This is a genomic window from Bradyrhizobium sp. CCGUVB1N3 (assembly GCF_024199925.1).
Classification (GTDB): domain Bacteria; phylum Pseudomonadota; class Alphaproteobacteria; order Rhizobiales; family Xanthobacteraceae; genus Bradyrhizobium.
Map to the genome: position 1 here is coordinate 7,458,596 of NZ_JANADR010000001.1, position 22,453 is coordinate 7,481,048.

Consider the following 22,453-nt stretch of genomic DNA (forward strand, 5'->3'; position numbering starts at 1 on the left):
TCCGGATCAACACATGGAAGGAAACGGCAGATATGCACCGCCATGCCTGCGGAATCGAGCTGATCTTACCGAATTGGCTCTACACTGGGGTTTTCGATGATGCCCCCGTGTTGACGATGGACCGAGCCAATTTCGATTTGACTGGCGGATTTGAACGCTGGCTCTTTCGCCCCGTGCGAAAATATGGCTGCCGTCAAACGTGCGGCTGCAGCTTTGATTTTGTGCACCTCCACGCCAAGTCGAGCAGCCGATCCTCGCTCAAGCACTTTACTTACGACCTGCGCCAGTTCGTCCCTCGACGGACTTCACCCGGGTATCGGCTTGTCATTACGCGCGACACTGACGCTGAGGAGCGATCGAACTTCGCGCCACTTCAGGTCCGTCCCCCTTGCAGAAAGGCTGCGAAGGTACGGGCGCATCTCAAAGCCGGAGGAAGGCCTGCAAATTGCATCGTGCCATCACGGACCAGAACTGTCGTGCCATCGGCGACCGCAACTTCGTACTATCGGGAACGGAATTCACTGCCAAGGGTTTGCTGTGCGATCGCTTTCCGCTCCCCTAACTCGGCTAATCCCAAATCCCTCGGATTGCTTATAACGGATCAGATCCGTTCGTCTGCGATCGGCAAGGTAACCGCCGCGAAAATCCAGGAGCGGCGCCGACCTCCATCTCGCGACAGCCACTCAGCTGCAGCCAACGTTATTGCTGCCGTTGGCCGAAAGATAGGCGCCTGTTGGCGCGGACCAGAGACGTCTGTGAACAAAGGAAGCGTCAGATGAGCGATGTCACAACTGTCGAACTCTTGTGGATCGAAGGGCGGTTCGAGAACCGAATTCGGTTCGGCCGGCCCGTATCGGAAAAGATCATTGACCGCCACCGCCGCGTTCTGTCATTTGCAACCGGCAGCATTTTCGCTTTCGTGCGCTGGACGTCCAACGAGTTTGGAACCGTTCTGTCCCGCATCGACATCTTGCGCGCTGCAGCGCCCCGGCAGCGATATTCGACCGTCCCTTGGGTCAATCCCGGCGGGGAGAGCCTGATGCGATTGTCAGGTTGGACAAAGGTCGAGCGCGCACTGCAATTGATCGATGCGGTGGAGGCACTTGATATCAATCCTGCAGATGCTGCGCCAGAGTACTGGCATCACGTTCACAACCGTCTCTCTGTCAACGAAAGCCCGCGAAGCTACACCCGTGCGCGCCATCAGGCTTGGCTGCGAAAACGGGGGCTCTGATGGGCCGGCTATCAATTATGCTTGCGATCTGCGGATCGGCAGCTCTCGCGTTGTTCTCGGACAGAGAGGCGCCGCCATCGTACATCTGGAATGCTTCAGAAAGTGTTCCGATCGGCTTCTATCGTCTGCAACCAGCGCGACAATTGACCGTCAATGAGCTCGTGGCGGTTCGGCCGTCCGAGCCACTTGCGAGCTTCCTGGATTTAAACGGTTATCTGCCGACCGGTGTTCCCATGCTCAAGCGCGTCCTGGCGCTGCCGGGACAAACCGTTTGCAGAACTGGCCTCGTCATCTCCGTCGACAACATCCAGATGGGACTGGCGCGGGAGCGCGATGCACGTGGCCGGCCGCTGCCGGTTTGGCTCGGATGCCACCTCATAGCGTCAGATGAAGTCTTTCTCATGAACTGGCAGTCGGCGGACTCCTTTGATAGCCGCTACTTTGGGCCAATTCCAGCATCCGCCGTGATCGGACAAGTGCTCCCCGTGTGGACAAAGGGAGACTAATCTTGCTGAGGCTACCTCGTGGCTATGCAATCTCGCCGGTCGATGGATCGCCGCACCTTCACTCCATCCCGGCCAGATTCTTGAAGACGATCGTGCGCGGTGCGTGTCTGCGATGGCCTCGTACCCGGTGGCCGAACCCGCTACCCGTCGCCTTCGCGAGCGCAAACGGCTGCGTTTCAATCCCTACCATGGCGGTCTGCGTCTTGGGAGTTGTGTTGGTCCTCGAATTGTACTCGAACGCTTGGGCTGAGACCGCAATCCCGGCCCCCGGCTCCCATTCGCTCAGCTCCCTGGATGTCGATCCATATACCGCCTTCGTCGCCGAAGCTTCCCGCCGATTTGCGATCCCGGAGCACTGGATCTGTGCTGTCGTGCGGGTCGAGAGCAGCGGCAACGTGGGCGCCGTATCCTCTCGGGGAGCGTTGGGCCTGATGCAAATCATGCCCCAGACCTGGGTTGCCTTAAGTATTCGCTACAACCTCGGTGTCGACCCCTTTGACCCCCGCGACAACATTTTCGCAGGCACGGCCTACCTTCGCGAGATGCTCGACCGGTTTGGATCTGAAGGATTTCTCGCAGCTTACAACGCCGGTCCAGAGCGGTACGAAGCGTATCTGGCTACGGGGCGACCACTACCTCGGGAAACGCAGGTTTACGTCGCCAGGCTCAAAGGATTGGTTGGCATCAAACGGGACGAGGTTGCGAGTTTGGCCATCCGACGCACTCTTCCCTGGCGGCAGGCAGCACTATTCTTTGATCGCTCCGACGGCGCGTCGGTCAATGCCAGATCGAAATCGGCTCTGCATTCAATGAACAGCCCGAAAGATCTCTCCAACCTGGGAATGCTTGCCTTCGTACCTGACGCGACCAAGCTCTTTGTGCAGCGATCAACCGAAGCGGAGTCCCGATGATCGCAATCGCATTTCGTCGCGTGTTGTCGAAGTTTGTCGCGCGTTGGAGAGTGCTGGGGAGGGAGCAGGGAATAGCCGACCGCGGATGGCAGGATAAAAGCCGCAAGGTGCGGCCGGTCGGTCGGGTGAGAATTGCCAGTAAATTCAGATACGCTCCAAACATTGCGAACATCTGCCACAACTTGTCATTTTCGCCACAACACTGTCTTGGCTCGGCTTTCTGCACATTGCGGAGACCAAGATGACGCGTAACGATGATTTCCGCATTCGCCCTGGCCAAATACGTTCGACACCCTGGCCGCGGGCAAAGCCCTTCTTGGCGCAAGCGCTCCAAGCCGCGCAGAAGGCCGGCGGTCTTTCACGTCGTGCCGGCGGTCGTGGCGGTGGGCGCTTTGGGCGTGGGCGCGCTGCGACCCTTAGCGCCAACCGGCTCCTGCAAGAACGAGGCCGCGGTGCCATGGTCAAGGCGCGTGTCGTGCGGCGGATGCGCTCGCCAGGCAGCCTGCGGGCCCATATCAGTTACCTGCGGCGTGACGGTGTTACCCGTGATGGATCGCGTGGCGAACTATTCGATGCTGCCGGAGATGGCGCAGATGACCGAGGCTTTGCTGAGCGCTGCGAGAACGATCGGCATCATTTCCGCTTCATCGTCTCGCCGGATGACGCCGGCGAATTGGGAAGTTTACGGAGCTTTACGCGCGAGTTGATGGATCAGGCCTCACGCGATCTCGGTACGCGGCTCGACTGGGTCGCCATCGACCATTGGAACACTGAGCATCCGCATATCCACATCCTTGTGCGCGGCCGCGCCGATGATGGCTCCGACCTTGTGTTCAGCCGCGATTATATCAGCAAAGGCCTGCGGGCCCGCGCAAGTGATCTCGTCACGCGCGAGCTTGGTCCCCGATCGGAGCTTGAGGTTCGGCGCGGCCTTGAGGCAGAGGTTGCGGCCGAGCGCTGGACGCGGCTCGACCGCACGCTTGCTCGGGAAGCGGGACGGACGGACGGGGTGATCGATCTGCGGCCAGAGCGCGGCGGCGGGTCCGACGCATTGCGCGAGATCCGGATTGGCCGGATGCGGACGCTCGAGCGGCTGGGGCTCGCTGAGCCCGCCGGTCCCGCGCGTTGGGTTCTCGCCCCTGATACGGAGCTGCGCTTGCGTGCGCTTGGGGAACGCGGCGATATCATCAAGCGGCTGCACAAGACACTCGCGAAGGATGGCGCATCTCGTTCACCATCCTCCTGGGCGCTCGAAGGCGAACGTCATGGCGAACCCATCATCGGCCGCCTTATCGCCCGTGGGCTCGATGATGAGCTCAAGGGATCGGCATTCGCCGTTGTCGACGGGATCGACGGGCGTGTGCATCATCTCAGGCTCCCCGACATCGATGCGGCCGGTGATGGCCCGGTTGGCGGCATTGTCGAGCTGCGTCGCTTCGAGGATACGAGGGGCCGGCAGCGGATCGCGCTTGCCGTTCGCTCAGATCTTAATCTCGACCAGCAGGTGGCTTCGGAAGGGGCGACCTGGCTCGACCGGCGCCTGGTCGCTCGTGAGCCCGTCGCTCTTGCACGCGGCGGATTCGGCGCCGAGGTCCGGACCGCGCTCGATCGCCGGATCGATAAACTGGTAGAGCAGGGGCTTGCCCGCCGGGATGGCGACAAAGTCACATTAGGCCGCAACCTGATTGGCACTCTGCGCAAGCGTGAGCTCGATACCGTGGGCCGGCGCTTGGCCTCCGAAACAGGGCTGGCGCAGGTCCCCGCCGAGGCGGGAGAGACGATCGCAGGCGTTTACCGCCAAAGGGTCTCGCTCGCCTCCGGTCGCTTTGCCATGATCGACAACGGGCTAGGCTTCCAGCTCGTGCCCTGGACACCGTCGCTCGAGCGTGAATTGGGCAAACAGGTCAGCGGCATCGCAGGTCCCGGCGGGGTCGACTGGAGTTTTGGGCGCAAGCGCGACCTTTCGCTCTAACCCGCCGATCTCTTCGCCATGCTGCGCGACACCGCGACCTCGAAAGGATCGCCGTTGAATGGCGCCCTCGCGGTGCGCATCAATTCTGGCCATGCCCGCGACGAAGATTCTTTGGGGTCAACTGCTCTTTGTCTCGATGGTCGTGCTCGCCTTCCTCTGGGCGGCCACCGAATGGACGGCCTGGCGTCTGGCTTTCCAGCCGCAGCTCGGGCCCGCCTGGTTCAGGATCGCGGGCTGGCCTGTCTACCAACCGGCTGCCTTCTTCCTTTGGTGGTTCGCGTTCGACGCCTATGCCCCTGCCATCTTCGTCGAGGGAGCGTGCATCGCCGCAAGCGGCGGGATCGCATCCGTGGGCGTTGCCATCTTCCTTTCGGTGTGGCGGGCAAAGGAAGCTCAGCATGTGACAACATATGGGTCGTCCCGTTGGGCGGATGCGCGGGAGGTTCGCCGTGCGGGACTTCTGGGGCTAGATGGTGTGGTGCTCGGTCGCTTTGAGGGCCGTTACCTCCGGCACGATGGACCCGAGCATGTCCTGTGCTTTGCCCCGACCCGTTCCGGCAAAGGTGTCGGCCTCGTCATTCCGACACTGCTGACCTGGCCGAACTCCACGATCGTTCACGACATCAAGGGCGAGAACTTCCAGTTGACCTCCGGATGGCGCGCCCGCTTTGGGCCAGTGCTGCTCTTTGACCCGACCAATCCGGCGAGCGCTGCCTACAACCCACTGCTCGAGATTCGCCGAGGCGACTGCGAGGTCCGCGACGCCCAGAACATCGCCGACATTCTCGTCGATCCCGAAGGCGCGCTCGAGCGTCGCAATCACTGGGAGAAGACCAGCCATTCCCTTCTGGTCGGGGCAATTCTCCATGTCCTCTACGCGGAACCAGACAAGACGCTTGCCGGCGTTGCCAACTTCCTGTCGGACCCTTTGCGGCCGATCGAAACGACCCTGAACGCAATGTTGGCGACGCCCCATCTGGGAGAGCGTGTCCATCCGGTCGTGGCTTCGGCGGCACGCGAGCTCCTCAACAAGAGTGAAAATGAACGTTCCGGCGTGCTGTCGACCACAATGAGCTTCCTAGGTCTTTACCGCGACCCCGTGGTTGCCCGGGTCACGGGGCGGAGCGACTGGCACATTCGCGATCTTGTCGAGGGACCGCGACCGATCTCGCTTTACCTTGTGGTGCCACCGTCCGACATCGCCCGGACAAAGCCCCTGATGCGGCTCGTGCTCAACCAGATCGGGAGGCGGTTGACCGAGAGCCTCGATACCGACAGGCGGCGGCAGAAGCTGCTCCTGATGCTCGATGAGTTCGCAGCCCTCGGCCGGCTCGACTTCTTCGAGAGCCAGCTCGCCTTCATGGCAGGCTATGGCATCCGCAGCTTTCTGATCACCCAAAGCCTGAACCAGCTCGAGCGCGCTTATGGGGCGAACCACGCGATCCTCGACAATTGCCATATCCGCGTTGCCTTCTCGACCAACGACGAGCGTACAGCCAAGCGCGTGTCGGACGCACTCGGAACCGCAACCGAAATGCGCGCGATGAAGAACTATGCCGGGCACCGGCTCTCGCCATGGCTCGGCCACCTGATGGTCAGCCGCCAGGAAACATCACGTCCGCTGCTCACACCCGGGGAAGTCATGCAGCTCTCGCCCAGCGAGGCCATTGTGATGGTTTCCGGCGTGCATCCCGTGCGCGCCCACAAGGTCCGCTACTACGAAGATCCGCAGTTCCAAACTCGCTTATTGGGCCCGTCGCGCAACGTTCCAGTCGGCTTGGTCTCGCAGCCCGACGATTGGTCGGCCCAAACACCGATTCCGCCCTCGATCGATCTGTTTACCGCGTTGAAGCGCGACGTCCGCGATGGGAATGGTGGCATTCGACGCGAGCCTGAACTGCCGCAGCAGGAGGAGGTCGTGATCACGGCGCCGCGCGCCGACAACGAATTCGACGCCATGCTTGATGATGGCGATGCTGATGCCGCGCAAGCGACGGCCCTGAACCGTTCGATGCAGGGGCTCGCACGTTCGGTCAGCCTCGACCCGGACGATAAGATGGGCCTTTGAGGGTGGCGCGATGAAGAAGGCCCAGCTCAGCATCTATCTCGATCCAGAGATCTTCCGCAGCCTTGACACATTCGCAAAACGTCAGGGCAAGCCCAAATCGCTGGTTGCTGAGGCAGCCATTGCCTCCTTCTTGTCTCCCGATGAGTCCGAGCGGCGGGAGGCAGCGATAGCCAAGCGGCTCGACCGGATCGTGCGGGTGCTCGAGCGCCTTGAGCGTAATGACAGTGTTACGCTGGAAACGATTGCTTTGTTCATCCGATTCTGGTTGACGGCGACCCCTGCATTGCCGGAGCAGTCGAGCGCTACGGCGCGCGCCAAGGGCGCTGAACGCTACGATCGTTTTGTCGAAGCGCTCGGACGGCGGCTCTCCAGCGGATCGAGCGTTCTTAAGGAAGTCAGTCTCGAATCGGATGAAGCTGGAAGCCTTGCTCCGACAGAGGACAAAGCCGGCCCCACCTGATCAACTCGCCGCTTCCTTGTTTCGCTACGCCAGACTGCGATCGCCATCGTCAATCAGTTGAAGAACCCTCGCTGATGTCCTTCTGCCATTTCGGTGCCGCGAAACCGCCCGACTCAGCCAAGCACTCTGTGAGCGGCTCGAGGTCGCCGCCGACCGTCCGAGCGTCGGCAAAGCGTAATCGTAGAAGCCGCCCTCGAAGGTTTTCTGAAGCCTGCACGCGCCAGGTTCGACCGCCTCGGCGCCATGTACAGATGATGGTCGAGACCGTCGCGCTACCGCCCGCTATCATCTCGAGGTCGTGCCGCCGCTGCCAGAATATCGGCCGCGCGAGGCAGTTCTTCTCGGCGACGAGCGCTTCAAGGGGCCGAACGGGATATCGGCACGTCGGATGGACAAACGCGCTGATGCAGGAGACGATGGCGCGTCTCAATCCCGCAAACCGTGCACGTTTGGAGCTCGCTGAGGTTGAAAACAACCGCCAGAAGCCTCCTGCCCGGGCGAGCTCATCGCGGAATGGTGGGCATTCAGCCAATATTGACAATCAGGCCAGGCCTTCCAGTGATTATCGTCAATCGCGATTTCCTGCTTGAGCCTTATAACTTGGGACGTGCTCAGTCGAGGGCGCGTCCGCCTAGCCGCATCCACCATGCGGGTGATTGCATGAGCAATTTGAAGATAGCTGTCATCGAGGATGATAAACGAACGACAAGAACTAATAGGTTGCCGAAAGCGACCCTCGTGGCTTATGCGAAATTCTTGCTCGCGTGTGGGACCATCGATCGAATTCTGACGCGGCCCGACGCGACGTTAGGCGGCTTCCCGAATTGCGGTCCTTCTACAAAGCCGAGCGACCCATCGACAAAACTCACGCGCTATTTCGGGATTGTCACTGCGGTCGACGGCATAGGCCCGATATTGCATGCCGCTGGGAGTACGCGATCCAGGTATCACATGCAGGACGCCCTCACGCACGAGATCGCTGACAGTGATTTCAGGTGCTACCAGCAGGCAACGTCCCGTTATGACGGCCGGTAGAGCAAGGTAATTGTGATCATAGCGAGCCCCCGACTTTATGTCTTTTGCGCTCAAGTTCCATGTGGGCAGTATGTCGGGTCGGGATGTGATGTTCAGAATTGGCATTGAACGAACAGTTGAGAGTGTTTTTCCAGCCATGTGATTTGGAGAGCCCACGCACACGAGTTGCTCATTGTAGATTTCCCAATCGTCGGCCGGTTCAATGACGGAAAGATAGCGAGTAATCAAGACGTCGAAATTGTCGGAGGATGTCGGCGGAGATAATGAACTGATTACGTCCACGATTAAGCCACCCTTCTCAGCAGAGAAAGCTTCCGGATTCGGAATCAGAAAGGAGTAAGCGAAGGTAGAAAGTGACGTGCGGACCACAATCCGATTGGCCCCCGGTCCGCTCCGGCGCCGCATTCTCTTAGCGGTGAAGCACACTGTATCAAGCGGTTCGGCAACGGTGTTCACGAATAGCCTTCCGAATTCCGTCAATTCGCTCTGCCGACCTCGCCGTTGCACGAGATCTGTACCAAAGTATTCCTGCAACACAGCCAGATAGCGGCTGACCGAGCTCTGTGTTGTCCCTAATGCGGTGGCCGCACGCGTTACGCTTCCTTCTCGCGCAATGGTCACAAACACCCGGATTGCATTGAGGGGCACTTCATCGTGTTCGGCAGCCATCTTCTGCTCCAGTAGCTTCGGGAATGTCCGCTAGGCGGAGTTCAAGAGGATCGCAAAGGACGGCCGCGAGGTCTGGATCGAAGCATCCTACAATCCGGTGCTCGGCGGTGACGGTAAGACGGTGATGGTCGCTAAGATCGCGACCGAGATCACCGCGAAGAAGATCCGCAGCATGACGGACGCCTCGAAAATTGCCGCGATCGGTCGCGCGCAAGCCGTCATTGAATTCCGGCTCGATGGCACGGTCGTCACCGCCAACGACAATTTCTGCAAGGCACTCGGCTATTCGCTCGCCGAGATCGAGGGCAAGCATCACAGCCTGTTCATGTCGCCGGCCGAACGTGACAGCGCGGCCTACCGCGAGTTCTGGGCCAAGCTCAACCGCGGCGAATACCAAGCCGGCGAGTTCAAGCGCATCGGCAAGGGCGGCCGCGAGGTCTGGATCCTCGCCTCCTACAATCCGCTGCTCGACGACAACGGCAAGCCTTTCGGCGTGGTCAAGTTCGCGACTGATGTCACCGCGGAAAAACTAAAGAATGTCGACCTTGCCGGCCAGCTTGCCGCGATCGACAAGGCTCAGGCGGTGATTGAATTCAACATGGACGGCACGATCATCACCGCAAACGAGAACTTTCTGCACACGGTTGGCTACTCTCTTGCCGAGATCAAGGGCAAGCATCACAGCATGTTCGTTGAGCCTACGGAGCGCGACGGCGCGGCCTATCGCGAGTTCTGGGCCAAGCTCAACCGTGGCCAGTACCAGGCGGCCGAGTACAAGCGCATCGGTAAGGGCGGCAAGGAGGTCTACATCCAGGCCTCCTACAATCCGATCCTCGATCTCAACGGCAAGCCGTTCAAGGTCGTCAAATATGCGACCGACACCACCAAACAGGTGCTGGTCCGCCTGGGCAATGAACGGGTCCGCGGCATGATGGAGTCGGTTGCCGCAGGTTCCGAGGAGCTCAATGCATCGGTGCGTGAGATCTCGGAGGCCATGACCAAGTCACGCGAGACCGCGATGAGTGCGGTGGATCAGGTCGCCGCCGCCGATGCACAGGCCCAGCGCCTCACTGAGGCCGCGCAGGCGATGAGCGGTATTGTCGAGATGATCAACAACATCACCGCGCAGATCAACCTGCTCGCGCTCAACGCCACGATCGAGTCCGCGCGCGCGGGCGAAGCAGGCCGCGGCTTTGCCGTGGTCGCCTCCGAGGTCAAGAGCCTCGCCAACCAAGCCAAGCAGGCGACCGACAAGATCGACGCCGAGATTGGTAGCCTCAACGGTATCTCGGGCGACGTTGTCGGTGCGCTGAATTCGATCAAGCAGGCCATCAACAATGTCAGTGAGTATGTGACGTCGACTGCCGCTGCCATCGAGGAGCAGAGCACAGTGACGAACGAGATGTCGATCAGCATGCAGCGCGCCGCTGCGGAGGCGGCAGCGATGACCAGCCGGGCTTGATCGTGAAGGATCGCCAGACCGGCAACATCATCCCCTTCATTCAGCGAAAGCTGCCAAACTCCGCAATCAAATGCGTTTTGCGAGCTTCACACCCACGCGCGCAGGACCGACCATTGCTTCGCGATCCTGAGATGCGAATTTGCAGCTTCGTAAAGGGCGTGACGCATCATTGTGCCGCCGCACTTGCTGATATTACCCGACCGATCGATCTCTCCGGACTGATAAACGCAAGGGATTAGTCCCAGGTGAGCCGCCACTGCCCGGGAGTCCTTGAATCGACGGGGATCGTCGATTGTTGCCTTGAAGGACAGACTTACGATCGGTCCCACGCCGGAGATGGTCATCAAACGTTTGCACAGACCGTCTTTGCGCGCCACTCGCGAAAGCTGACGGTCAAGCATAGCCTTCTCGGTTCGCATCGCGTTGCGTACTTCCAGAAGAGGTTCAATTGCCATTCGCAGATCCGGCGCATCTGCCAGCATGGCTTCGACCTTACCGCGAACAGTTTTTTCTTGAGATAGGCTTTGCGCGCCTTGGCCTGATGAGCCCTGCGCCAGGACGACCATGCGAGGATGTGGGCGTGCGGGATGCGCCGCTGGGCTAGCTTCAGAGCGATGCGCAGGATTCTCACCGAATACTTCTGCGGGCATCGTCGATGGTTATCAAATCAGACGCCGACCAGCTAAGCCCTGGGCAAGCTTTGCGCTCAGTCCCACAGAGCTGTGGTCTCAAAGCGACCCTCACTGTCAACTTGCCGACATCAAACTTCGAAGCGTGGGACATCATACAGGGTCATCAGAGTGATCCCATTATCCGGAGGTGATTTTCTCATTTGGCACGCCCCCTGCAGGGCTACCCGCAAATGCTCTCCACCATAGAGGAGAAGTCATCCATGACAGGCCCGCCCAACATCGGCCCCGGCGCGGCAGAGCCGTCACCGCAGAGATCAGACGCAACATTGATGCCTACGATGACGTCACACACAGCCCGTTGCTTGGATCATGCCTTCTTGGAGAAGCCCAGTGGCCGCAATACATGATCGCCGACAACAACGAGGATGCTTCTCTACAGTGTCCTCTGCGCTTCAACTGATTTGCGGCACGGTTCGAGTTTTCTTCGTCCAGATCCTGGGGGCCGTCCATTGGTCTCAGGCTTAGGCGAGCGATGCCTCCGCTTTCGTACCGGCAATGACATCGGCAGGATCAAGAGGCGGTAAATGTGAGGGTCGCGGTGATCGTGACCTACGGCGAACGCCCTCTCTTCTGAGGATTGACGTGAAGGATGAGCTTCAGAGCGAACTCAAGGGACACCTGGGACTTATCTCAGGTCTTTTGCTCATAGTCACGATGATCCTTGGATCCGGGATTCTTGTGATCCCGGGACTTGTATTCGAAAAGCTCGGCAAGGATGGCATCTACGCTTGGTTAGCCTGCTCGCTACTCTCTGCGCCGATCCTGATAACAATGGTTATTCTAGGTAGTACATATCCGAGCACTGGTGGGGTAGCATACTTTGCCAAACTTGCATTTGGCCGGTACCTAGAATGGCTGGTAGCGCTACTCTTTTTTGGAGCGGCGGTATTGGGGTTGCCATCTATCGCGATTGTGGGGGCGACCTACCTACAAAAATTGACCGGCTCCAGAGTGGATATTCATGTCCTTGCCGCCCTATTCATTTTGCTTGCTGCCTGCTTTGCTCTGTCCAGTAGCGAGACACTCTCTGGTAGCGTAAGGCTCGTGGGTGGCTCGTCATTATCTCTCTTGGTGGGCGTGCTCGTTGTCCTGCTCATGCTAGCGGTGCGGACTAACGGTGTCCGATTCAGTGGCCCGACAAATCTTTCGTCGATTGCAGAGCAGATTCCATTGATCTTCTTCTCTTTCGCCGGTTCGGAGACTGCGTCCCACTTGTCCGCGGACTTTCGCGATCCTAGAAGGACTTTTGGCCCAGCAATGTTCCTTGCGTTCATTCTGGTCTGCTGCGTATACATCGGCAGCGCAGCGCTCGTGCATGTCTCCGACATCAAATCAAACTTTGATGCACCAGTATTTCAGGCTGCTGTGCAAGTCGCGCCAGCTGCACCATGCTGGCTGGTTCCAGTGCTCGGTACATCGCTGATCGCAGCCAATCTCTTCGGATCAGTTGTGGCCGTCTCGCGGCTTGTTCTTTACCTTTCCGGGCAAGGCTTTCTTCCCGCCAGCCTCGGTTACTTGCGCAATGGCACTCCCCGCAACAGTGTATATTTCGTGGCTGGGTCTCTGATCGCCGTCGTGGTCGCCGATCAGATTCGGTTGCTAAATATCGAAATGATGTTCCGCATGGCCGGAATGAACTTGCTTGCCATTTACGTCATTTCGGCGATGGCGCTGGCTAGGTTACGGCGGGGACTAGTTTCGTGGCTCCTTGCTGGCTTGATTGTGAGTTTCTCCGCGCCGATCTTGCTTAGCGCCACGTCTTCGCTCGTTTATATTGCATCTACTGCCCTCATTGCCTATTTTTCGAACCGCAACAATCGAACGAGATTGTTATGAATCAACGTCATATCAATAAGATGTTCAGGGCCGTCTCTATGAAGGAGGGCCTGCTACCTGTGAAAGTCACGCCGGTCTATGAAAAGAAGATCAAGGAAGAAGTTGCGGCGCTGGGCAATCATCTGGGGCCACTTCACCGACTGTCCTTTCCAACGCAGGACAGGATTTCATTGAGGGCACCTAACGAGGTAAAGTATTTCGTTGATGACAGATCAAATGTACGTGGACGCGCCAACAAAACCTCCATAGTGCGACAGTACGCAGATCGCGCACTCTTTCTAACTACCTCGAAGTGCTTTGGGAGCTGTCAGTATTGCTTCCGCACGGACATGCTTGGCGAGAACGCTTTAATTGACGAGCCAAATGAACAAGATGCGGACCTGCGCTGGCTGATTGAGTACCTTCGCAGCCAACCAGAAGTCACTGAGGTGATCCTGTCTGGTGGAGATCCGTTGATGCTGCCAGCATCGCGGCTGGAGGCAATCATCGAAGCAATTCGATTGGTTCCATCGGTTAAGTCAATCCGAATTCATACAAGGGCGATCGTGTATGAACCAAAAGCGCTCTCTGCAGAGAAGATCGGTATCCTTGCGAAAAACGGCCTTCGCGTCACCTTTCACGTCGTGCACCCATACGAAATCTGCGAAGAAGTCTCCGAAAAGATCGCCGATCTTCGACAGCACAAGATTAGGCTCTACAATCAATTTCCGCTGCTGCGAAACACCAATGATCATCAAATAGTACTTCATCGTCTGCTAGAAAGGCTCGACGAGATGGGCGTGCGCAATCTATCAATCTTCATTCCGGATCCTATCAACTTCTCCGCGGCGTTCCGCGTGCGTTTGGGTCGCGTCTGGCACATTGCAGATCAACTTAGCCTGTTTTCACCATCATGGATCAACTCGACGCGCTTTGTGTTCGACTCCAATCGTGGAAAGGTGAGGCGAGAACATTATACCGAGACGAACAGCGAGACCGATGTCGCCATCTTCGTGCGTGACGGAAATTCAATTCCCTTCCCAGATTTCCCTGAGCATCTCGATGTCCCAGGAGAGCTCGAAGTCATGCTGTGGAAGGAAGCTGGGAGAGGCGTTCATCGTCGGCTAGCCCGGCAGGCCGGCACCGAGTAGCGGCGGGTCTCAGAAGCTTTTGCAATTCCGTCCTGAGCGAACCGTTATCGCCAAGGAAGCTCGTGATTATCGCGGGCATGAATGTTTTGGCGTAAAGTTGAGCGGGTGGCCGGCATGGCGACTGAGAAGATGCATAAAGGCCAACTGCGATCTGCCGTTCTCCTCGCGAAACGGATGAAGCCGGATGCTCAAGCTTCTTGAATAACTGATCCATGCTTGAGGCGATGTGCTCGGGGTAGCAGAACCAGTTCCCTCCCTTTGCTGTGTGGACGGTCCGGTGCTTCCCGGCCCACGTATAAACGTCCCGGAACAGATGATGATGGACGCTTTTATAATGCGCTGACGTAAAGCGCCCTCTCGAACTCGGCGTCGCAACGCTAAGGTGCACGACCGCTGAGTCGATCTTGCAATGCCTTCCGACGGACGACGAGGTTGTCGAGGTGCAACAGCAGCTCATCATCAGGTCGCTGTCTCTGCGCCAATCGTCCAACCAGCGCCCGCGTGGCCTCGAGCACAAAGACGCCGCAATCATAATTGTTCTGCTGCTGAGCTATGCGCGCTGGCTGTAGTCTGGCACCTAACCTTCCTGAGAGATGTTCTGCAATGGAGCTGTTAGATCCTCCGAAGGAGTCGTAGTGATAGGCAATCATCCCTTCCGGTGCTCGGCGATCAATGAGCAGCAGCGACCAATGTTTGCCGCGGCGAGCGGGGTCCGCAGCGCTGGCATCGCTCACTGGCAGGAACAGGAAGTCGGCTGTATCATTCTCGTGCTCGTCTTCGACGACCGCCTGCAGGGCTGTCAGAAGTTCGAACTCGGACTCGGTCCAGCGCAGCAGGTGGGCCATGGCAGGCCGCACGAACCGCGTCCGCGCGGCCAGATCCGGATTGTCGGTCTGCCATTCTTGCTCCAGGAGCATGTAATCCGCCGTGATATGCTGGTCACCCAGCCATTCCGTGGCGCCGAGCTTCAGCCGACGCTGCGGCGGGATGCCAGATCCGGACGCCTGTCTATCCGGTTGGCCCAGACGTACGGTCGACTTTTTGCGACGACTCCCCTTGAAGGCTTTGCCAAGCCCTAACTTAAAACACCACCACCGTCCGAAGCATTTGCCATCCGACGTCCGTGTCGCAGACCTCTCCGCCCCGGTCGATGACGATGTCTTTTCCGCATTTTTCGGGAAGTCTTCGATGAACGCCCCTACGGGTTCGTGAGATCGAAGTCCGCGTCCAGGAATGAGCGTAACGCGAAGTCCAAGCGGATTGTTTAGAGTCGCCTCCTTTGTCCCTTGCCCGAGCTTCGTCGTGTAAGGCCGACCATGGATGTAAAAATGTGTCTGCGGCCGGAGCGGTGTCGCCGGCAAGACGCACTTTCTGTGGAGTGAACCGATCAGGGCATCGGGCGCCGATTGGCAACCATGATCCCATCCCAAGCCGACGATATGTGTGAAGTCTTCCACTGGCACGGTAGCCTGTATGTCGACCGCGGAGTGCGATACTTGGAATGGCAGTTCCAAGCGGCTCAAAGCGCCCCTTAACCCTGGAGGCGAAGGTCGCGCAGGATCGCCGAAGGCCACGGATGGCTCTGCACTTACCGACCGCGATGGTGACATTGGCAACGTCCTCGTAAAGGTCCCGTCGCGGGATTGGCTGAAATTGAAGGGACATAGTCTCCGCTCGCACGCCGAAGATCAAGCTCTTCAATGTGACGATCTCTGCGCGCAGATCGTCGTTCTCCGCCTTCGAAAGCCAGCACCATCTCGGCGAGAGCCCGCAGGGTCAGAGGGGAGATCTTCAGGGCGAAGCGCCATATCGCAGAGCTACACGAACACACTCGCAGTCGCCGGCAAAACAAGACGATTCAGGCAACTTTCGTCGGCCGCTTCGTCACCTTCGGGACCACACGCGACCACTCCGCAAGACCTTCGATCAGCATCGCCAGTTGCGCCCCCGTCACCAGCATCGTGCCCTCGCGAACAGGAGGCCAGGCGAAGCCCTATCCTCGAGCCACTTCGTCGCTAGAACTATTCCCGAGCCGTCAAAAACGAGAAGCTTCAAACGATCCGACCGCTTCGATCGGAAGACATAAACGTCGCGGTGTAGGGCTTTGCCGCTCAACCCCTCCGCCACCAGCGCGACCAGGCCATGAACTCCTTTGCGAAAGTCAATCGGCTGCGTCGCGACGAACACACGGACCATTGGACCGAACGAGATCATCGCGTCGACCTCACCGCCGCCAGCACGCGCTCCAGCGTCGCGGCGTCGACGCCGAAGGGCACGCGCAGCGTCGCGCCCGCGATCATCACCTCGACCGCTCGGCCGGCCCCGTCAGCACGCGAGGCTTGCCGATCGCATTCGGCCGAGCCTCGACGGCGTCGTCGAGCCTGACCTGTACGAACTGCGGCGCTTCACTCGACACGAGCCGCGCCTGGCGCCGCCACACACTGAGCAGTCCCCGGTTAAACCCGCAACATGGAAAGGAGATTCGCGACGATCTCCGCGCAGGTCTGGTCCATGCCATTAACTCGCGATCCTGGCCGGGGACAAACACCACGATGACGACGGTCGAGCGGCATTGGCGGCGCACGAGATTCTGAACGCCGCTGGGCGCGCCGGCCGCGCCGGTCATTTGGCAAACGGCATCGTGTTGCTCATTCCCGAGCCTATTGCGACCTTCGACACGCAACTGCGACCGGTCCAGGTGGCGCTCGACAAACTGAGAAACGTGTTGCCCGCCGATGACAAAATGCGTTGCTATCGCAGACCCGATCACCCGCGTTCTCGATCGAATACAAGCGGGGGATACGAATAGCTTGGACGTGCGGTATTTCGTGAGCCGCATTCAAGCGGCGGAAGATCCCGAGCAGGCGGCGGCCAAGGCTCTTACGTTGGTTCGCAGGTCGTTTTCCAAGTACCTCGCCGAGCGGCAGAACGCGATGCAGGCGTTCGAGGAGAAGGTGACGGCGCTCCAAGCAGTCATCGCAGAGGGAGCGGATGCGAACGTGGACGTTTACGCGATTGCCGCGTCCCACGGACTTACGGCCGAGCCACTGACCGCAGTGCGTGCGCGCATGGAGGAACCAAACAAGGTGGGCCGCCAACGGCTGCGGAGTTCGCGAAATTGAAGGGCGCGCTGTCGCTCTGGTTACAAGGCAGACCTTACCGAGAGATAGAGGCGCGGCTGGGTGTCGCGGCGGCGGTAGTAAAATGCTGCCCGCGAGCTCGCGACTTGATCTTGAAGCTCGCTAACAGGCGCCTCTATTTGGTCTTGAGCGCTGTGGGCGAGATAGCCAAGCAATTGTATGCCGACCGTGAGATCGCTCCGCCGCAGCCGTCAGTGTTGGAAACACTCGCTGCAGCTGTCCGCAAAGGACTCGATACGCCCCAAAAGGTTGCATATGACCAAGCGTCGGCCACTTCGCGTTCACGCGTTCGCACACACGCGAGTTTCGCACAGGACATACCGAATCCGCCCGATCTTGCAGGTCACCCCTACGAGGTAGTCCTGGATCAGATTCAGACGAGAATCATGTTCGCGGGGATCAGAAATGTGACGCCGACCTGAAGGTTTAAGCCCGGCGGCGGTCGCAAAGACCCCCGGTCGCGCCCTCGGCTATCCAGCCCGGTCACAGAACGGAAAGCCTAACTCCTGGAACGCGGCGACGGTCCTCCTCGCGCGGCAGTCGCGGTCGAACTAGGTGCGATTGATCAACCGCGCCCCAGGATGTATCTATGAGACATCCCTCGCGTGTAAGTCTCGATCGGCCAGACTTCGGAAAATCAATGGGTTGCGCTGGATCTGGTAGCGGGGGAGCGCTACGAACGGTCCCCCACCCAATTCGAGCCATTGTTTTCAAAGACTTACCGGGTGGCCTAGCAAGGGGCTGGCGCACTTCCCGCCGCATGGTCTCCGAAGGACCCACCGCGACCATCGTGCAGGCAGCACGCCTGCCCGTTGATTACGTGAAGGCCCTGTTGAACCACAACGACAAGGGCGTGACTGGCGCGTACGCCCGGTGGCATATGTTCGATGAGAAGCGCGAAGCGACTAATGCTATCGCGGAGCACATGGGCGGCCTTCTCTGAGATCATCCTCGCGGCGTTACTCCCGCACGGGAGTATTGGCGTCCGTACTCTTCACAAGCTCAATGGCAGCAAGGCAATCAACTTTGTTGTGATAGCCCTCGCCGGAATTGGCGATTTTGCGTTCGTTCCCCGCGTGCAACGTCCAACGCCACTGTTTACCCGCGTCCTGGTACAGATAGAAGTACATGGCCTCGACCTCCCGAGTTGTTTCCGCGCACATCTGCGACAAATAGGGGGAAACCGCAAAAAAAAAGCAGCGCGGACGTGACTCGGCGCCAGTCAGAGATGCGCGAGAGAGTGCCCGACGCTGTCCCTACCACGTCCGCGCTGCCAGCGAAGTTTGCGGCGATGACTCGGCGCTCGCGTGAAGCGCTGTCCCTACCACGCGCCGCAAACTTTGGTGGCCAGCCTCACCCCTTTGGACTAGCAAAGCTGACCGCCTTGGCCCTCCGAGAGGCTCAATTCCCAAGGGGGCTACTAAGTAGTATCGCGGAGAAGTACCGCAAGGCATCAACCAATCCTGGTAGGTGCAAGGGAGACCATTCGCCGATACAACTTGAGGGGAGTCATTCTCGCATCACCGGCAGGCCACGGAGAGCTGATCTGCGCTCGGTGCATCGAGATCATGTTTCGTCGAGAGATCGCGAAGCTACCGCGTGAGAATTGAAACGGGGCAGCGCCCGTCACCTTGGGCCACCGATTTATTCCGATTTGCCTGCTCTGACCGCGTCCAGCGCGAGCGCGAGCCTAGCTTGCAGGAAGTTCGCCTGCCGCACGAACTCGAGACTCTCAGCCTCGTTTGGCATGTCTGCCTCTCCGTGAGCTATCGCGTTCCTCGCATTTCTCAAGCTTCGGTAAAGAACGATCAAATCCTTTGTGACGTAGCCCCGACGCAAGAGCATCTCCATTAGCGTCACGCCCCTCGCCTTAATCCCGAGCGCGTCTCCTAGCTCATTGAGCACTCGTTCTGTTTCTTCAAATGCGGCAAATACAGTTCGAATCGATAGCGTCCGACTCGACGTCATTTCTACAAATCTGTCGAAGTTGGCTGACCATAATCCGCCGGTCATAGCAGCTTCGGCCGCGCTCTTCTCTAAGTGAAGCTTTGACTCATCTGGCGGCGGAAGTGGGGGCGGCGGCCCCTGTGACTCTTCGATTATGTCCGTTCCTCTAGAAAGCAACTGTCCGAACTTCACGGTCGCGCCGCCGAAACTTAGCTCTAGAACACGCTCGGCTAGCGAACCTAAGTGCTTGCGGACAGCGAATGCGATGACGAGCACAACAGCAGGCCAAATCAAATGGCCTATCATGCTGTCAATGAACTGAAGCCAATTCATTTAGCGATTGCCCCATGCCTTGTTCGCGTCATCCGAGCACTCGCCCGGCTTGCCGCTATACCATATCTTCCTTTTTCGAGCGCGAGCCCGCCACGAACCAACGCGTTCGTCGCTTTCGCTCCGCAACGATAATCTCCTACGGCTGAACACTGCTCTTCGCGACTTCACCGATAAAGAGATAGGTGTGAATGACAGCCAATCGAGCTTCCTGTTCCGACACGTCAACGTGGACGCCCTTACAGGTCTTTTCATAAATCGCGTCGAGGCGGGCAGCCAAATGCTCGATGCCCGACGCAATTACCTCCTGGGACCCAGCACTCTCTTGCTCAGCTACGTACGCTAGTAGTCGGTTCTTGTATTGCTCAACGCCAACCTTTCTAGGCTTACCTGAGGCATCGAAACCGGCTTGCTTCAATGCGGCATCTGCTTCCTGCTCACGGCGCTTCGAAGCGGTCGGAGCAATCGTTAGCGGCGCGGGTGACGATGTCTCACCTCCGCGAGCCAGGGTCTCGCGGTCGTCAAACAGCGACCGTGCACTGTAATAGTTCGGCATAATGGCGTCTCGAATATAGCGGGGCTGTTACTGGCTATTCCGGGTGTCGTGCGCGTCGAGGTCTGCTTTTCGCCAACGCGTCTTTCCGTTGACCAGTGACGGGGCAGGAAACCCACCCGCGTTCACCGCACGAATGATCGTCGATCGTCCGACCGGGTAGCGCCTGAGCACTTCGTCAAAGTCGGCGTATTCTTTGAGCGCTTCCGCGCTCAGGATTTTACTCATGAGTTCTCCTTCGCCCGGGCGCTAGCCGCTCGGGGCGTGTTGTCTCTTCAAGATTGCTGTTGATCCGGCAGGACCGGGACGGGGCTTAAAGACGCGGTCGACTAGGTGCCCGTCCAGCGCTCAGCGCCGATACATCTGTGGCCCACCGCAATGGTCGTGCGACCGGATGAATCCCATCGCATTTCGACCATGCTCAGAGTATTTCACAGCACGTCAGAAAAGCTCAACTTAATGGACAGGCGTTTTGGGGCTTTTTGGACAGCCGGGCCAACTTTTTTTCCCAGGAAGCCCCCCCTGAATGCCCGCGGTTTGTCCATTAAGTTGACGATTTCCAGAGAGCCGTCGCTTAGTGGGGGGCGATATTTCACCCCCGGCAGGCGATGGCAGCAGAGCCCCTACAAAACTGTGGACGGACCACGGCAGGTTTACCCGCCCCCCAGGGGCGAGGTAAGCTTGACCCTGACGTGCTCGCGTTCGTGGAGGCCCTTGCCCGGTACGCGGCTCGAAAGGACCATGAGGCCCAATCCAAGGGACCGCCCACGGGGTTGAACTGAGATGCTTCGCGCCGCGATCTACGCCCGCTTCTCTTCCGAAAACCAGAATGAGAATTCGATTGAAGATCAGATCGCGCTCTGCCGAGAGCTATGCGAGCGCGAAGGGCTGAAAGTCGTTGGGACCTTCGAAGACCGGGCAATCTCTGGCAGCTCAATCGCCAACCGCCCCGGTTTCAAAAAGCTGATGCGGACGGCGGAAGCAAAGGGCTTTGATGTTCTGGTCGCTGAGGACATCGACCGCATTTCTCGCGATCAAGGCGATTGGCACAACGCGCGAAAAAGATTCGAATTTCTCGGTATCACGGTTCACACCGCCACGGGCAAGGTCACCAAGCTTGACGGTGCGCTTCGCGCGCTCATGGGCGAGATGTTCATTGAGAACCTTGTGCTGCACACGCGTCGCGGCATGGAAGGCGTCATCCGCGACGGCAGGCGCGCAGGCGGCAAGGCGTACGGCTACCAGCCTATGCCCGGCAAACCGGGCGAGCTTCAGATTGTCGAAGAGCAAGCGGCAATCATCCGCCGCATCTTCAAAGAGTACATTGAAGGTCGCACTGTGCGCGACATCGCGGGCCGCCTAAACAAGGATGGGGTTGCGCCTCCCAGCGGCCTGCGCTGGAACGCGTCGACGATCCAAGGCAGCGCACAGCGCGGCAACGGCATCTTGCAAAACGAAATCTACATCGGGCAAATCGTCTGGAACAAAGTCAGCATGGTCAAAGACCCGACCACTGGCAAAAGACTCTCGCGTCCCAATCCCCCGGCAAAGCACAAGCGGGCTGAAGCGTCCCACCTCCGCATTATCAGCGATGAGACGTGGGCAGCCGTGCGCGCTAAGCGCCGCAGCATCGTCAAGCCGACCATGCATCGCGTGCCTCGTTTGCTTAGTGGCCTGCTCCGCTGTCCCGTCTGCGGGGGTGGGATGGGCTCTGTGGGCCTGCATCGTGGCGAGCCGCGCGTACAGTGCTCGACCTATCGCGAGAGCGGATCATGCACGAATAGCCGCATGGTCAACCGCAATAAGATCGAAGCGGCCGTGCTCGAAGGGCTGCGCGAGGTTCTGAAGGACCCCGGGTACTGGAAGCACTATCTCAATGTCTACAACGATGAACGCCGCCAGCTTGCCAGCGGAGCGGCCAGGGACCGCGCCAAGCTCGAAATCCGAGCCGGGCAGATCAAGCGTGAGACTGAGCGCTTCGTGGACGCAATTGCCCAGGGTGCTCCGGCCGACGTAATCGCGCCGAAACTGAGAGCCTTAGAGACTGAAAGACTGTCAATCGAAGAGCAGCTCACCGCCGCGAACGACAAGGGTAAGCCGGTCGCGGTCCACCCGGCCGCGATTAAGAACTATTTGGACGACATTGCGGCTATGCGTAGCTCGCTCGACGACCAAGACGCCAGTGAGCGCCCCGAGCTGATCGCGCCCCTTCGGCGGCTCATTCATAGCGTAGTGGTACACGCCCAGCCGGGCGTTAAGGGGGCCTTCGACGTGGAGATAAAGGGCCGTTTGCAGGAACTGTTGGGGGCACCGTTCTTGAAGCGTGCCGTGGGTGGGGAAGCGTTGGTAGCGGGGGAGCGCTACCGCCTTTCCCACACCAGCCGAACCTACGGTATCTCATCCAATCGACGCACTCACGAACGATTTCTCACTGACGCGGCAGTCGCCAGCGAACTACGAGTTTCTTCAATAGCCGATCTGGGCTAAGCTGCTGCAGGCCTTGGAGCT

General features: G+C 59.1%; 20 protein-coding genes and 2 pseudogenes. 13 read left to right on the plus strand and 9 right to left on the minus strand.

Annotated elements, in window-relative coordinates:
* Window positions 1–32 precede the first annotated feature (32 nt).
* From NLM33_RS49810 to NLM33_RS35575, 7 genes are all read left to right on the plus strand, one after another.
* Window positions 33–779, plus strand: a complete 747-nt coding sequence (locus NLM33_RS49810) for a replication initiator protein A (protein WP_371930024.1) — start codon at window positions 33–35, stop codon at window positions 777–779.
* Window positions 776–1,234, plus strand: coding sequence for a DUF2840 domain-containing protein (locus tag NLM33_RS35550; protein WP_254103140.1), 459 nt, complete (start codon window positions 776–778; stop codon window positions 1,232–1,234). The genes NLM33_RS49810 and NLM33_RS35550 overlap by 4 nt, the downstream gene beginning before the upstream one ends.
* The gene (locus NLM33_RS35555) at window positions 1,234–1,740 is read left to right on the plus strand and encodes a S26 family signal peptidase (RefSeq protein WP_254103141.1); all 507 of its coding nucleotides are present in this window, start codon (window positions 1,234–1,236) and stop codon (window positions 1,738–1,740) included. The genes NLM33_RS35550 and NLM33_RS35555 overlap by 1 nt, the downstream gene beginning before the upstream one ends.
* 212 nt (window positions 1,741–1,952) lie before the next feature.
* Window positions 1,953–2,651, plus strand: a complete 699-nt coding sequence (locus tag NLM33_RS35560; RefSeq protein ID WP_371930153.1) for a lytic transglycosylase domain-containing protein — start codon at window positions 1,953–1,955, stop codon at window positions 2,649–2,651.
* Window positions 2,652–2,892: 241 nt separating this feature from the next.
* Window positions 2,893–4,623 carry a DUF3363 domain-containing protein gene (locus tag NLM33_RS35565; protein WP_254103142.1) on the plus strand — a complete coding sequence of 577 codons (1,731 nt, stop codon included), beginning with the start codon at window positions 2,893–2,895 and terminating at the stop codon, window positions 4,621–4,623.
* 91 nt (window positions 4,624–4,714) lie between these two features.
* Complete coding sequence (locus NLM33_RS35570) at window positions 4,715–6,691, plus strand: conjugal transfer protein TraG (RefSeq protein WP_254103143.1); 1,977 nt, start codon at window positions 4,715–4,717, stop codon at window positions 6,689–6,691.
* 10 nt (window positions 6,692–6,701) lie between these two features.
* Window positions 6,702–7,151 (plus strand): CopG family transcriptional regulator, encoded by a 450-nt coding sequence (locus NLM33_RS35575; protein ID WP_254103144.1) that lies wholly within the window; start codon window positions 6,702–6,704, stop codon window positions 7,149–7,151.
* A gap of 807 nt (window positions 7,152–7,958) precedes the next feature.
* Here NLM33_RS35575 and NLM33_RS35580 read toward each other — a convergent pair.
* Complete coding sequence (locus tag NLM33_RS35580; protein WP_254103145.1) at window positions 7,959–8,855, minus strand: LysR family transcriptional regulator; 897 nt, start codon at window positions 8,853–8,855, stop codon at window positions 7,959–7,961.
* A gap of 37 nt (window positions 8,856–8,892) precedes the next feature.
* Here NLM33_RS35580 and NLM33_RS35585 point away from each other — a divergent pair.
* Window positions 8,893–10,317: pseudogene (locus tag NLM33_RS35585) on the plus strand (PAS domain-containing protein); the annotation flags it as partial.
* Window positions 10,318–10,403: 86 nt separating this feature from the next.
* On the opposite strand, the gene NLM33_RS35590 reads toward NLM33_RS35585, so the two are convergent.
* A complete protein-coding gene (locus tag NLM33_RS35590; protein WP_254103146.1) occupies window positions 10,404–10,883 on the minus strand; it encodes a transposase in 480 nt (159 codons plus the stop codon).
* A gap of 708 nt (window positions 10,884–11,591) precedes the next feature.
* On the opposite strand from NLM33_RS35590, the gene NLM33_RS35595 reads away from it, so the two are divergent.
* Together NLM33_RS35595 and NLM33_RS35600 are read left to right on the plus strand one after the other, a co-directional pair.
* Complete coding sequence (locus NLM33_RS35595) at window positions 11,592–12,845, plus strand: APC family permease (RefSeq protein ID WP_254103147.1); 1,254 nt, start codon at window positions 11,592–11,594, stop codon at window positions 12,843–12,845.
* A complete protein-coding gene (locus tag NLM33_RS35600; protein ID WP_254103148.1) occupies window positions 12,842–13,975 on the plus strand; it encodes a radical SAM protein in 1,134 nt (377 codons plus the stop codon). Before NLM33_RS35595 ends, NLM33_RS35600 begins: the two co-directional genes overlap by 4 nt.
* A gap of 377 nt (window positions 13,976–14,352) precedes the next feature.
* On the opposite strand, the gene NLM33_RS35605 is transcribed toward NLM33_RS35600, so the two are convergent.
* The 3 genes and pseudogenes from NLM33_RS35605 to NLM33_RS35615 form a co-directional block, all read right to left on the minus strand.
* The gene (locus NLM33_RS35605; protein WP_254103149.1) at window positions 14,353–15,432 is read right to left on the minus strand and encodes a Ulp1 family isopeptidase; all 1,080 of its coding nucleotides are present in this window, start codon (window positions 15,430–15,432) and stop codon (window positions 14,353–14,355) included.
* A gap of 401 nt (window positions 15,433–15,833) precedes the next feature.
* Window positions 15,834–16,189: pseudogene (gene tnpB / locus NLM33_RS35610) on the minus strand (IS66 family insertion sequence element accessory protein TnpB).
* An 85-nt stretch (window positions 16,190–16,274) separates the two neighbouring features.
* Window positions 16,275–16,745: a hypothetical protein gene (locus NLM33_RS35615; RefSeq protein WP_254103150.1), complete on the minus strand. Its 471-nt coding sequence runs from the start codon at window positions 16,743–16,745 to the stop codon at window positions 16,275–16,277.
* A gap of 40 nt (window positions 16,746–16,785) precedes the next feature.
* Here NLM33_RS35615 and NLM33_RS35620 point away from each other — a divergent pair, with 40 nt between their 5' ends.
* Both NLM33_RS35620 and NLM33_RS35625 read left to right on the plus strand, forming a co-directional pair.
* Window positions 16,786–17,097, plus strand: a complete 312-nt coding sequence (locus tag NLM33_RS35620; protein ID WP_254103151.1) for a hypothetical protein — start codon at window positions 16,786–16,788, stop codon at window positions 17,095–17,097.
* 778 nt (window positions 17,098–17,875) lie between these two features.
* A complete protein-coding gene (locus NLM33_RS35625; RefSeq protein ID WP_254103152.1) occupies window positions 17,876–18,058 on the plus strand; it encodes a hypothetical protein in 183 nt (60 codons plus the stop codon).
* A 16-nt stretch (window positions 18,059–18,074) separates the two neighbouring features.
* Here NLM33_RS35625 and NLM33_RS35630 read toward each other — a convergent pair whose 3' ends face one another.
* The 4 genes from NLM33_RS35630 to NLM33_RS35645 all read right to left on the minus strand — a co-directional run bounded on the left by NLM33_RS35630 (window position 18,075) and on the right by NLM33_RS35645 (window position 20,173).
* The gene (locus NLM33_RS35630; protein WP_254103153.1) at window positions 18,075–18,245 is read right to left on the minus strand and encodes a DUF1508 domain-containing protein; all 171 of its coding nucleotides are present in this window, start codon (window positions 18,243–18,245) and stop codon (window positions 18,075–18,077) included.
* A 514-nt stretch (window positions 18,246–18,759) separates the two neighbouring features.
* Window positions 18,760–19,395: a hypothetical protein gene (locus NLM33_RS35635; protein ID WP_254103154.1), complete on the minus strand. Its 636-nt coding sequence runs from the start codon at window positions 19,393–19,395 to the stop codon at window positions 18,760–18,762.
* A gap of 136 nt (window positions 19,396–19,531) precedes the next feature.
* Window positions 19,532–19,948, minus strand: a complete 417-nt coding sequence (locus NLM33_RS35640; RefSeq protein WP_254103155.1) for a hypothetical protein — start codon at window positions 19,946–19,948, stop codon at window positions 19,532–19,534.
* Window positions 19,949–19,975: 27 nt separating this feature from the next.
* Window positions 19,976–20,173: an AlpA family transcriptional regulator gene (locus NLM33_RS35645; protein ID WP_254103156.1), complete on the minus strand. Its 198-nt coding sequence runs from the start codon at window positions 20,171–20,173 to the stop codon at window positions 19,976–19,978.
* Between the two features lie 555 nt (window positions 20,174–20,728).
* On the opposite strand from NLM33_RS35645, the gene NLM33_RS35650 reads away from it, so the two are divergent.
* Window positions 20,729–22,432 carry a recombinase family protein gene (locus NLM33_RS35650; protein ID WP_254103157.1) on the plus strand — a complete coding sequence of 568 codons (1,704 nt, stop codon included), beginning with the start codon at window positions 20,729–20,731 and terminating at the stop codon, window positions 22,430–22,432.
* Window positions 22,433–22,453 lie beyond the last annotated feature (21 nt).